Annotated in this window: 10 protein-coding genes; all 10 read left to right on the forward strand. The window is 63.2% G+C overall.

Going from position 1 to position 12809, the window contains the following annotated elements; translation table 11 throughout:
* The first annotated feature begins 501 nt into the window (after positions 1–501).
* The 10 genes from tssB to M0D43_RS21720 all read left to right on the forward strand — a co-directional run bounded on the left by tssB (position 502) and on the right by M0D43_RS21720 (position 12658).
* Positions 502–1029 (forward strand): type VI secretion system contractile sheath small subunit, encoded by a 528-nt coding sequence (gene tssB, locus M0D43_RS21675; RefSeq protein ID WP_252163002.1) that lies wholly within the window; start codon positions 502–504, stop codon positions 1027–1029.
* Positions 1022–2539 carry a type VI secretion system contractile sheath large subunit gene (gene tssC / locus M0D43_RS21680; protein ID WP_252163003.1) on the forward strand — a complete coding sequence of 506 codons (1518 nt, stop codon included), beginning with the start codon at positions 1022–1024 and terminating at the stop codon, positions 2537–2539. Before tssB ends, tssC begins: the two co-directional genes overlap by 8 nt.
* Positions 2540–2637: 98 nt before the next feature.
* Positions 2638–3141: an Hcp family type VI secretion system effector gene (locus M0D43_RS21685; RefSeq protein WP_252163004.1), complete on the forward strand. Its 504-nt coding sequence runs from the start codon at positions 2638–2640 to the stop codon at positions 3139–3141.
* 35 nt (positions 3142–3176) lie between these two features.
* Positions 3177–4010 carry a type VI secretion system accessory protein TagJ gene (locus M0D43_RS21690; protein WP_252163005.1) on the forward strand — a complete coding sequence of 278 codons (834 nt, stop codon included), beginning with the start codon at positions 3177–3179 and terminating at the stop codon, positions 4008–4010.
* A complete protein-coding gene (gene tssE, locus M0D43_RS21695) occupies positions 3998–4501 on the forward strand; it encodes a type VI secretion system baseplate subunit TssE (RefSeq protein ID WP_252163006.1) in 504 nt (167 codons plus the stop codon). The genes M0D43_RS21690 and tssE overlap by 13 nt, the downstream gene beginning before the upstream one ends.
* 3 nt (positions 4502–4504) lie before the next feature.
* A complete protein-coding gene (gene tssF, locus M0D43_RS21700; RefSeq protein WP_260807616.1) occupies positions 4505–6382 on the forward strand; it encodes a type VI secretion system baseplate subunit TssF in 1878 nt (625 codons plus the stop codon).
* Positions 6346–7356, forward strand: a complete 1011-nt coding sequence (tssG, locus tag M0D43_RS21705) for a type VI secretion system baseplate subunit TssG (protein WP_260807618.1) — start codon at positions 6346–6348, stop codon at positions 7354–7356. The genes tssF and tssG overlap by 37 nt, the downstream gene beginning before the upstream one ends.
* 31 nt (positions 7357–7387) lie before the next feature.
* Positions 7388–10099: a type VI secretion system ATPase TssH gene (tssH, locus tag M0D43_RS21710; protein WP_252163009.1), complete on the forward strand. Its 2712-nt coding sequence runs from the start codon at positions 7388–7390 to the stop codon at positions 10097–10099.
* Between the two features lie 620 nt (positions 10100–10719).
* Complete coding sequence (locus tag M0D43_RS21715) at positions 10720–11760, forward strand: hypothetical protein (RefSeq protein WP_252163010.1); 1041 nt, start codon at positions 10720–10722, stop codon at positions 11758–11760.
* A 328-nt stretch (positions 11761–12088) separates the two neighbouring features.
* On the forward strand, positions 12089–12658 hold the full coding sequence (locus M0D43_RS21720; protein ID WP_260807620.1) for a toll/interleukin-1 receptor domain-containing protein: 570 nt from the start codon (positions 12089–12091) through the stop codon (positions 12656–12658).
* The last annotated feature ends 151 nt before the right edge of the window (positions 12659–12809 follow it).

Below are 12809 nucleotides of genomic sequence, written 5' to 3' on the forward strand. Positions count from 1 at the left end.
ATGTCTAGCCCCACATTCGGATGGACACAGCAAGGGGCGGTGTTGCATCGTGATCAGCATTCTCGTCGCCATGGCGGGGGGGATCGCAATGTGCCGGCTGCTTCCACAGTCTTGGCAACGGTGTGCGCTACGCGTCGTCCATCCGGCGAGATAGTGGGCGATCCGCTTAAGCGGTGATGTCCAGCACATCGATGAAAGGCTGCGCGGAGTTCGATGACGTCAACGAACGCGTAGCCCGTTCATTGCTCGCGTGTTGTGACCCGATGCGCAGCGGGCTAGCCCCAAATCGCCAGCTGCACGGACAACGCCCGCATGCTCGCGCATACCGCCCGGGCGCGCTGCCGTTGTCACTGGCGCCTGCGTCCAAGCCCATCACGCACACCCATACCTGCCATCCCGGTGTTCGATTTCATTCCGCCGGCAGTAGCGAAGACGATGCACATCCGGTGCAAGGGATACGCCTTTGCCACACGGCCGCTGCAACCGCAGCGTCCAGCAACCATGCAGATCATCGGAGGCCGCATGTCCGTTCGCAGCAGCAGTCAGAAGTTCATTGCCAGGAATCGTGCGCCTCGCGTGCAGATCGAATACGACGTCGAAATCTACGGCTCGCAGAAGAAGGTGCAGGTTCCGTTCGTCATGGGTGTGTTGTCGGATCTGTCCGGCGCCAATACGGAAAACCTGCCGGCGCTGGAAGCACGCGAAGCAGTGGAAATCGATGTCGACAATTTCGACAGCCGGCTGCGTGCCATGCAACCGCGCGTGGCAATGAGCGTTTCCAACACCCTCACCGGCAGCGGCGAGTTACCAGTCGATATCACCTTCGACAGCCTGGACGATTTTTCGCCCACCGCCGTGGTGAAGAAGGTGGCACCGCTGGCCGAGTTGCTGGAAGCGCGTACCCAGTTGGCCAATCTGGGCACTTACCTCGATGGCAAGGCCGGTGCCGAGCGTTTGATCGCCGATGCGATCAAGGATCCCACCCTGCTGCGTTCGCTGGTCGCGGCCCCCACGTCGACGGATGAGTAAGCCCATGGCGACCCAGAATTCTTCCGCTGCCCAAGACCTTGCCGACGCCCAGCCGCAACCCAGTCAGTCCGACGACTTTGCGGCCCTGCTGACCCGTGAATTCCGTCCGCGTAGCGAACGCGCCGGCGAAGAAGTGCGGTTGGCTGTGCGCACCTTGGCCGAACAGGTGCTGGAACGCAGCGACATCATCAGCGACGACGTGGCGCAGACCATCAACGCCTATGTCGCCGAGATCGACCGAAAGATCACCGAGCAACTCAACCTCATCCTGCACGCCCCGCAATTCCAGGCGCTGGAGGGTGCATGGCGCGGTCTGCATTATCTGGTCAGCAACACCGAGTCGGATACGCAGTTGAAGATCCGCGTGCTCAACGTGTCCAAGAAGGAACTGGCCAAGAACCTCAAGCGGTTCAAGGGCACCGCCTGGGACCAAAGCCCGGTGTTCAAGAAAATTTACGAGGCCGAATACGGCCAGCTGGGTGGCGAGCCCTACGGCTGTTTGGTTGGCGATTACCACTTCGACCATAGCCCCCAGGATGTCGACACGCTGCGCGGCATCAGCCAGATTGCCGCCGCCTCGCATGCGCCCTTCATCGCCGCTGCGGGTCCTGGCCTGATGGGTATGGAAAGCTGGAGCGAGCTATCCAACCCGCGCGATCTGGCCAAGATTTTTTCCACTCCCGATTACGCGGCTTGGCGTTCGTTGCGCCAGAGCGAGGACGCCAAATACCTGGCGCTGGCCATGCCACGCACATTAGCGCGGCTACCGTATGGGGCCAAGACCGATCCGGTGGAAGCGTTCGACTTCGAAGAAGACACCCAGGGCGCCGATTCGTCGCGCTATACCTGGCAAAACGCCGCCTACGCGATGGCGGTCAACATCAACCGCTCGTTCAAGCAGTACGGCTGGTGTACCCGCATTCGTGGCGTGGAGTCGGGTGGGGCGGTGGAAGGCCTGCCGACGCATACCTTCCCGGCCGACGATGGCGGTGTCGACATGAAGTGCCCGACCGAGGTCGCCATTACCGACCGCCGTTCGGCCGAACTCGACAAGATGGGCCTGATGCCGCTGGTGCATCGTAAGAATACCGATATGGCGGCCTTCATCAGCGCGCAGTCGCTGGGCAAGCCAGAGGAATACGACGACCCGGATGCCACCGCCAACGCGGCGCTGAGCGCACGCCTGCCGTATATGTTCGCTTGCTGCCGCTTCGCGCATTACCTGAAGTGCATCGTGCGCGACAAGATCGGCTCGTTCAGCACGCGCCAGCAGATGCAGAGCTGGTTGACCGACTGGGTCATGAACTACGTCGACGGCGATCCGGCCAATTCCAGCGAAGAGACCAAGGCGCGTAAGCCATTGGCGGCTGCCGAAGTTGTTGTCGAAGAAGTCGAGGGAAACCCCGGCTACTACACGTCCAAGTTCTTCCTGCGCCCGCATTACCAGCTCGAAGGCCTGACGGTATCGCTACGTCTGGTCTCGCGCTTGCCATCGGCGCAGGCCGCCTGATCAGCCGCAGGCTTGGCTTTCGAACACGAACGACCTGTGTCTGACACAGCCGCGGGATCGGCTCCCCTTCCTGCACCACTCATCACTGGAGAAGTTCCATGGCTTTCGATATGCATCTCAAATTCGGCTCGGGCGACGTCGAGATCAAGGGCGCATCCAACCATTCCAAGCACAAGGACGAAGTGCCGATCATTGCCTGGTCGTGGGGCGCCAGCAACACCGGCAACCTGCACACCGGCGCCGGGTATGCGGCCGGCGGCAAGGCGAATGTGCAGGATATTTCCATCACCAAGTACATCGATAGTTGCTCCAACGCCTTGCTCAATGCCTGTTGCACGGGCGCACGTGTGGATTCGGCCACGCTGTACGTCACCAACGCCACCGGCGAGCAGTCCGATTACGTGACGATCGAGCTCAGCGAAGGCGTCATGATCACCTCGGTGTCCACCGGCGGCAGTGGTGGCGAAGACCGTCTGACCGAAAACGTGACCTTGCATTTCGGCAAGTTCAAGTATTCGTTCCAGCCGCAGGACGACAAGGGCAAGAAGCAGGGCGGCACCAAGGACTTCACGTTCAACATGCAGGAAGTGAAGAAGTCCTGAGCCCCACGCATCCCCCGACCGGAGCGCCGCTGCCGATGTCTATTGTCCATCCCGAACAGGTCTGCGCTGGCTTTATCAAGGCGGGCAACCCAACACAATCGTTGGCCAGCGCCAAGGCGTGGGTGCGGCAGTGCCCGGCCGATGCCGAAGCCCGCATCGGGCTGTTTCAACTGCTGGCGGTGGCAGGAGAGTGGCAGCGCGCGCAACAACAACTCCGGCTGGCCGCGGAGTTGGACCAGGGTTGGATCGGCGTCGTGAATGCGTATGTGCGCATCCTCGACGCCGAACTGGAACGCGAACAGGTGCTGGCCGGCCGGATGATGCCGCTGATGCCCGGTCGGGTCCCGCCGTGGCAGCACGATCTGCTGCAGGCATTGCAGCATGATCGCGATGGCGAATCAGGGCAGGCGGCGCGACGGCGTGCTCTGGCGCTCACCCAAGCCGATGCCATCGCCGGTCACGTCGATGGCCAGCGTTTCGACTGGCTGGCCGACGCCGATCCGCGTTTTGGTCCCTGTCTGGAGGTCATCCTCGAAGCGGGCTACGCCTGGGTGCCGTTCGCCCAATTGCGCAGCCTGCGCTTCGAAGCCCCCACTAACCTGCGCGACTTGCTGTGGCAGTCGGTAGACATCCAATGGCGCGACGGCACGCGCAGCCGGGGCGTGGTGCCTTGCCGTTATCCCGGCAGCCAACACAGCAAGGATGGTGCGATCCGTCTCGGCAAGCGCACCGTCTGGGAGGGTGAGGAGCTGTCCGCACATGGTCTGGGGCAGCGCCTATTGGCCGGCAGCGAGGACGACTACCCCGTGCTCGACATCCGCCACATTGCATTCGACACCGCCGCGGTGGAAGCACCATGGCCGAACTGACCCAACAAGAGCGATTGCAGCCATCGCTGCTGGACCGATTGATCGATGACCGTCGGCATGAGCTGGCGGAAAGCCGCGACGCGCGGGCGATCAGTCCGGCCAAGCTGCGCGACTGTGTCATGCGCGACCTCGCCTGGCTGCTCAATTGCACCCGCCACTGGCATGAGGACGCGCTGCAGGCGTATCCGCACGTCGCCAGTTCGGTGCTCAATTACGGCATTCCCGACCTGGCCGGCGCACGGCTGGCGGGGCTGGACGTGATCGAACTGCAGAACCGCATTCGTGAGGCGATTGTGGCGTTCGAGCCGCGCCTGGCGGCGGCCAGCCTGCAGGTCACCGCAAAAGTAGACGCCGGGCGCACGGACCGCATGTCGCTGTCGTTCGTCATCGATTCCGAACTGTGGGCACAGCCGCTGCCGCTGGCGCTGTATCTGCGCACCGATCTCGACCTGGAAACCGGTCGTTTCAATTTATCTTCCGGAAGCTACTGAGTCATGGATCCGCGCCTGCTCCATCACTACAACCGCGAGTTGCAGCATGTGCGCGAGATGGGTGCGGAGTTCGCGCAGGCGTATCCGAAAGTGGCCGGCCGGCTCGGGATGAGCGGCATCGACTGCGCCGACCCGTATGTCGAGCGCCTGCTGGAAGGGTTTGCGTTCCTGTCTGCGCGCGTACAAGTCGAACTCGAAGCCCAGCAGCCTGTCTTCGCGCAGCATCTGACGGAAATGCTGTATCCACATTTCCTGTCGCCGGTGCCGTCGATGGCCGTGGTGGAGCTGCAACCGGAGCAAGGCGAGGGCATCGGCCCGGCGGGGCATGTCGTGCCGCGTGACAGCGCGCTGCGCTCGTTGATCGGGCATGGCGATCGCACCGCCTGCGAGTACCGCACCGCGCACACAGTGACGTTATTGCCGCTGCGCCTGACCGCCGCCAGCTACCTGGCCTCACCTGCAGCGCTAGCCACGCTCGGTGTGCCGATCGAGCCGCGTGCGCGCGCCGGCCTGCGCTTGGTCTTCACTGTAAACGCCGGGCTGCGCCTGGACATGCTGGCGCTGGACACGTTGCCGATCTTCATCACCGGCGCCGCCGGATTGGCCGGCACGCTCTACGAACAACTGCATGCCAATGCGTTGGGATTCGTGGTGCGTGCCCGCTCCGCGGATGGGCAGATGCTTACTCGCACGTTTGGTCCTGAGCATCTGCAGCCGCAGGGCTTCGATGACGCGCAAGCGCTGCTGCCGCGCAGCGAGCGCTCCTTCAGCGGCTATCGTCTGCTGCAGGAATATTTTGCCTGCCCCGAGCGCTTCCTGTTCGCCGCCTTCGAGGGCCTGGCGCAGGTGCTGCAGCGCGCGGCGTGCGCCGAATTCGAGATTCTGGTGTGGTTCGATCGCAGCGTCGAGCGGCTCGACAATGCGGTGGATGCGAGCAACTTCCGCCTGCATTGCACCCCGGCCATCAACCTGTTTCCCCGGCGCGGTGACCGCATCCATCTGCATCCCGGTATCTCCGAGCATCATGTGCTGGCCGACCGCACGCGGCCGATGGATTTCGAGATCCATGGCGTGGAGCAGGTCGAAGGCTTCGGCGATGGCAATGCGCCGATGCAGCGCTTCGAGCCGTTCTATGGCGCGCAGCCGCGCAGCTGGCATGAGCGGCGCTCGGCGTTCTATGCCCTGCGACGGCAGCCACGGCGGCTATCGAGCGGGCAGCGCCGCACAGGGCCGCGCTCGAGCTATGTCGGCAGCGAGGTGTTCCTGTCGCTGGTCGATGGCGACCAGGCGCCGTATCCGCACCAACTGCGGCAATTGGGCATGCAGCTATGGTGCAGCAATCGCGACCTGCCGCTGCATATGCCGGTGGGAAAATCCAGCACCGACTTCGTGCTCGACGACGGCGGCCCGGTGGCGTCGATCCGCTGCGTGGCCGGGCCGACGCGCCCGCGCTCGGGCGTGGCCGCCGGCGACACCCGCTGGCGCCTGATCAGCCATCTGCAGTTGAACTATCTCTCGCTGCTGGATGCCGGCGACGACGGCGCCACCGCATTGCGCGAGATGCTTACGCTCTACCACGACCCGCACGATGCCGCAGCGCGACGACAGGTGGACGGCGTGCGCCGCATCGCCTCGCGTCCGATCGTGCGGCGCATTCCGGTGCCTGGCCCGGCCACTTACGGCCGTGGGCTTGAGATCACCTTGACCTGCGACGACGCTGCCTTTGAAGGGCAGGGCGTCTATCTGCTGGCCTCGGTGCTGCGGCATGTCTTCGCCCGGCAGGCATCGCTCAACTCCTTTACCGAAACCGTGCTGTGCACGCTCGAACGCAACGAGGTCGCCCGATGGCCAGCTCATCTCGGCAATCGGCCGATTCTCTAGCGCTGCTGGCGCACCTGAATGCGCAACCACAGGACTTCGAATTGTTCGAGGCGTTACGGCGCTTGGAGTGCGCGTATCCGGCGCAACCACGGCTGGGCCAGGCAGCACGTCCGCTGGAGGAGCCCGTGCGCCTGGCCCAGCGCGCCTTGCTGGAATTTCCTCCGCGCGACATCGACAGCCTGCATACCGGTGTGGACGGTCGACCGCCAACACTGCGCACGCTGTCGCTGGGTTTGTTTGGGCCGCATGGTGCGTTGCCGCTGCACCTGACCGAACACGCCATCGAACGCGAGGGCGCTGGCGACCCGACCTTCGCCGCCTTTGCCGATATCTTCCACCACCGCATGATCGCGCTGTGGTATCGCGCCTGGGCCGATGCGCGTCCCACCGTGCAGATGGACCGCGCGGGCGATGACCGCTTCGGCGCGCGGCTGGATGCGCTGACCGGTATGGACCAACCCGCGCTGCGCGGTCGCGATGCGATGCCGGTGGCTGCACGCCGCCACTTCGCCGGCCGCTTCGTTGCCCAGGCGCGCAATGCGGAAGGCTTACGCGCCGTGCTGATCGGTCTGTTCGACATCCCGGTGCAGGTGCAGGAATTCGTTGCCAACTGGCTGCCGCTCCCCGAAGAGGGACGGCTGCGGATGGGCCGTGCCGCAGCGCTTATCGGGCGTGAGGCCACGCTCGGCGCATCGGCGCGCAATGCGCAGCATCGCTTCCGCTTGCGTCTTGGCCCCCTGGATCTCGTCCGTTATCGCGAGTTCCTGCCTGGTAGCGACGCGTTGGCCATGCTGACTGCCGCCGTGCGCGGCTACATCGGCGACGAGCAGGCCTGGGACCTACAGCTGGTGCTGGCGCGCGAAGACGTGCCGTTGCCGGTGCTGGGGCAAGGCCAGCGTATCGGCCTGTCGCTGTGGCTCGGCCACTATCGCCGCCCGCTCGATGCCGACCAGCTTGTGCTTGCGGCGCCCTGATTCATCTCTCAGCCCCATTTCTGGAGTTTCCATGGCAGACATCAGTCGCGCCGCCTTGTTCGGCAAGCTCAACAAAACCACCTATCGCGGTATCGAATCGGCCACCACGTTCTGCAGGCTGCGCGGCGACCGTGAGGTGGAACTGGTGCATTGGCTGCATCAGCTGCTGCAGGCGCAGGACGGCGACTTGCATCGCATCGTGCGTCATTTTTCTCTCGATACCTCGCGACTTGCGCAGGATCTGATCGCAGCGCTCGATCGACTGCCGCGCGGCGGTGGCGGCTACTTTGATCTGTCGGCCAGCGTGGAAGAGACGGTGGAACGCGCCTGGGTGCACTGCACGTTGCGTTACGGGCGGCAGCGCATCCGTGGCGGCGATCTGTTGGTGGCGATTTTGCATACGCGCAGCCTGCGTAACGGATTGCTCGCGCTGTCGAGTGAGTTCGCCAAGCTGCGCGCGGAGGCATTGGTCGAAGATTTGCAAGACATCATTGCCGGCTCGTCGGAGGATGATGCCAGCGATGGTGCAATGGCAGGCGTTCCCGCCGGACCAACCGCCGCCGGTGGAGCTGCTGCGCTCGCGCTCTATACGGTTGACCTCACCGCACAAGCGCGCCAGGGCAAGCTGGACCCGATCATCGGCCGCGACGACGAGATCCGCCAGGTCGTGGATATCCTGATGCGCCGCCGCCAGAACAACCCCATCCTGGTCGGCGAGGCAGGCGTGGGCAAGACCGCGGTGGTGGAAGGTTTCGCGCAGCGTATCGCCCGCGGCGACGTACCGCCCGCGTTGAAGGACGTGCAGCTGCGTACGCTGGATGTCGGCCTGCTGCAGGCCGGCGCCAGCATGAAGGGCGAGTTCGAACAGCGCCTGCGTGCGGTCATCGACGACGTGCAGGCCAGCCCCAAGCCCATCATCCTGTTCGTCGATGAAACCCACACCCTGGTCGGCGCCGGTGGCGCGGTCGGCACCGGCGATGCCGCCAATCTGCTCAAGCCGGCGCTGGCACGCGGCACCTTGCGCACCGTGGGTGCCACCACGTTCGCCGAGTACAAGAAGTACATCGAAAAGGATCCCGCGCTGACGCGTCGCTTCCAGGCCGTGCAGGTGGATGAGCCGGACGAAGCCAAGGCGGTGCGCATGATGCGCGGCGTCGCCTCGACGATGGAACAGCACCACCGCGTACAGATCCTCGACGAAGCGCTGGAAGCGTCGGTGAAGCTCAGCCATCGCTATATCCCAGCGCGTCAGCTGCCGGACAAATCGGTGAGCCTGCTCGATACCGCCTGCGCGCGCGTTGCGGTGAGCCTGCATGCCACGCCCGCGGAAGTGGACGATAGCCGCCGCCGCATCGAATCGCTGGACACCGAGCGCGCCATCATCGAGCGCGAGCGTGCGATTGGTATCGTGGTCGATGAGCGTGCTGCCGCATGCGTCGGCTTGCTGGATGTTGAGCGCAGCCGGCTGCATGCGTTGGAACAGCGTTGGGTTGCCGAGAAAGCATTGGTCGACGAACTGCTGTTGCTGCGTGCGCTATTGCGTAGCGGCAATGCGCCGGTGGAAGGCACCGGCAGCGCACTGGAAGCAGAGGCCGATGCCGAGCACGTCGCATCCGGCGACACCGCGGTACTTGAAGCGCCAGTGCAGGTAGATCGCGACACGCTGTTAGCGCGGCTGCAGTTGGTGCAGGCCGAATTGGCGTCACTACAAGGCGAATCGCCGCTGATCTTGCCCACCGTCGACTACCAGGCGGTGGCTGCCGTGGTCGCCGACTGGACCGGCATCCCGGTCGGGCGCATGGCGCGCAACGAGATCGACACCGTGTTGCGGCTGCCGGAGTTGCTCGCCAAGCGCGTGATCGGCCAGGACCACGCCATGGAGATGATCGCCAAGCGCATCCAGACCAGCCGCGCCGGCCTGGACAACCCGGACAAACCGATCGGCGTGTTTCTGCTGGCCGGCACCTCCGGCGTCGGCAAGACCGAAACCGCGCTCGCCCTGGCCGAAACCTTGTACGGCGGCGAACAGAACCTGATCACCATCAACATGAGCGAATACCAGGAGGCGCACACGGTCTCCTCGCTCAAGGGCGCACCGCCCGGCTATGTCGGCTATGGCGAAGGCGGCGTGCTGACTGAAGCGGTGCGCCGCAAACCGTATTCGGTCGTGTTGCTGGATGAAGTGGAGAAGGCGCACCCGGACGTCCACGAATTGTTCTTCCAGGTCTTCGACAAAGGTTGGATGGAAGACGGCGAAGGCCGCCGCATCGACTTCCGCAGCACATTGATCATCCTCACCAGCAACGCTGGCACCGACCTCATCGCCAGCCTGTGCAGAGACCCGGAACTGCTACCGGACCCGGACGGCATGGCCAAAGCCATCCGCGAGCCGTTGTTGAAGGTCTTCCCGCCGGCATTGCTCGGGCGGCTGGTGGCGATTCCGTATTACCCGCTGAGCAACGCCATGCTCGGGCAGATCGTGCGGTTGCAGTTGAACCGCATCAAGAAGCGGATCGAGGAGCGCTACAAGATTCCGTTCGAGTACGAGGATTCGGTGGTGGATTTGGTGGTGTCGCGGTGCACAGAAAGCGAGTCTGGCGGGCGGATGATCGACGCGATTTTGACCAATTCGATGCTGCCGGAGATCAGTCGGGATTTATTGGGTCGGCTGGTCGAGGGAGCCTCCGCGACAAGTGTACGGATCACGGGACACGGCACGCGCTTCTTGTACGCAATCTCGTGACGCAACAAGGAGGCTGTGTCTATGGCGTGGAAGCGAATCAATTGCAGTGTGTAAGGACGCGATGATCATCAGATTGGAAACTCTCAACGCTTTTGTCCGTGAGAACAACCGGATCTGCTGCCTGGCCGAGCACTGCGTTGGCACAATGCATCCGGTCGGAAAGGACATCACCCGCAGGGCGACCGCTGAAGCTTCTCGCATGTATGAATTTCAGGTGGCGAGGCAGGGCTTAAGCCGCAAGCGAGCACCAGTCAACTATGCGGATGCCTCGGACGATGAGGACGAGATGCCGGACGCCAAGCGAAGAAAAACGCGTGAGAGTGAGGATGACGCCTGGGCTCCGGCCGAGCAGTACACACCCGCTCGGCAGACGCGCGTTGTGAATCAGCCGTCTTTCCTTTGCTCGCAATCCAGTCCAACGCACATCAACCCACCACATGGGGCTGAAAACGGCGTATTGGGCATGCAGATGCGTGGCATCGCCAGGTTTGATTTGCTCGATCGACGCCATCTCTGTCAAATCATTCCTGGGCGTTCGGTGCCCAACGGGATCCGCAGTGCGAGCGCCACTGGCGACGCACGCCCCGCAGTAGGCACGCCCCAACACTACGAGGACTTGCATGACCACATCAGCCCTGAGTCGGGAAGAATTCGATGCGCTTGCGGTCGTCGCCAAGACGCGTCGGAATCTGCTGTTCCAGACCTTCAACGGGACCCGTTTGAGCTTTGGCAAGCGGAGCTACGCGTCCGGTAACGCGTTCGGGACCGGCGTGGCGATCTACGAATTTCAGCAGATGATCAAGGATAAGGTCACCGAGGCGGCCATTCCAAAGGTGACCGCTGCGGCTGAAAAATTCATCGCAGATGCTGCAGACGTAGAGGGCTTCCACGAGATCGTGGCGGCGCTAGGAGCCGAAGCGGCTGGCGGGTTGTTCAAGGAGATCCTGCCAATCATCGGAATCTTCTACTCCGCCAAGAAGTGGGCCCAGATATCGGCCCAGGTCATCGGTGACGCACAGATGCGCTACCGGATGGTGGCGGGGGACTATCGTTCCGGCTTCCGCAGTGGTACGCCGCAGGCAGCGGTGAACTCGGTGCAGCACATCATCGAGACGCAGCTGCTGATCGGCGGGATCGACTGGGCCAATCAGAGTGTCGGCCTGGCCACCAAGTTCGCCGGCCTCTCACTGGACATGGGGGTTGCTTCGACCATGGGGCCTGGCATTGCCGGATTCATTGCTGATTTCGTGCTGAAACTCACCGTCATCGGGATGGACATCAAGGAGATGCGGGCAGGCAACCGTTGGCTGCAGACTCCGTCCTCGCTGAGCATCGAGGTGTTCAAGGACTGCCCGATCCTGGGCTGCTACCTGCTGATCAGTGCCGACACATCGAGTGTGGCCAACCTGTTTGTCGCCGATATCGGTCTGCCAGGCTGGATGCGGCAGCTGGAGACGATGCAGGAGAGCAAGATCGCGCCGACCGTCCGGCATGCACGCAAGCTGGTCGAGCGATCGAACCTTCAGCTGGAGGGACTGACGGCAGCGGCTCAGCCGGCGAAGACCCATGTCAAAAAAGACTTCTTCGTGACCAGCAAGAGCAAGGTCGCGCGAATGATGACGGAGGTGCGTGGTCACTTCGGTCACGGCAGTGTGGGTTGAGGCGGAAAGGCTTATCAAGGTCCACGCCATCAGCCTGCGTGCGCTTGTGGGAATGACGCCAGGTTTTGTGCGCATGGGGCGCGTGTGCGTCGACCTGTCCGCGGCAGCTCCATGACCCCCCATCAAATGCATGCTGAATACGCATCGAGTCAATTCATAAATTGAGAAAATTTTATGTATGCAAGTGCCTGGCGACGGCGTCGTCGCTTAACGCGCGGCGGGGCAGTCAGCCGGTGGCAATACGGTGCGCTACCTGCCTCTCAACGCTCCTGCCACACGCCGGTTGCTCGGCGTGAGTCGTGAGTGACCTCTTTCCGGAGATGAGCGTATGAGCTGCAGAATCCTCACCAGCTTTGCCATGGCAAACCATGGCTCGACCTTTATGCACTGGCTGCGCAGCGAGTTGATGAAGAGCCTTGGGTTGTACGACATTGATGCGGTGTATGTCGATTCGATCGTGTCGCGGTCGATCGACGGTCGTGCCACGGTCGCCCCCGATACCCGCGCGCACATGCGTTCGCCGACAGGCGCAATGCCCATCGGTGCGATGCGTGAAGACTGGAATGCGCTGTATCAGGCGGCGATGCGCCAGGCGCAGTTGATGCTGTTTTGCTACACGGATGAGTTCAGGGACAGCCAGTGGTGCCGGCAGGAATGGGACCAGTTCATCGGTCAGAAGGCGGGGCGTCCTGCAGAGCGACCACTGCGCGGGCTGATACTGGAATTCACCACCGATGCATGCACACTGCCTGGGAGTTGTGGTGATGGTGTGACCCGGATACCGGTCGCCAAGACCGATGGCGGACGCTGCGGGCTGGCGTGGGACAAAGGGGACTACATCTTATCGAGCACGGACTATGCGCGGGTGCTCGCCCAGATCCAGCATCTGATCCATTGAGAGGGCATCCCTGGCGTTGAGGCGATGCCATGGAGTGAGCGCGGTGACCTACTCCTCCCCGGTATGTGTGGCATCGCGATTATCGATTTCCCTGCACCCCGGCGCGGCCAGCAAAGTTATCGCATGGAATCGACCTCCGCACCTATGTGCC

This window comes from Xanthomonas prunicola (assembly GCF_025266575.1).
Lineage (GTDB): Bacteria > Pseudomonadota > Gammaproteobacteria > Xanthomonadales > Xanthomonadaceae > Xanthomonas > Xanthomonas prunicola.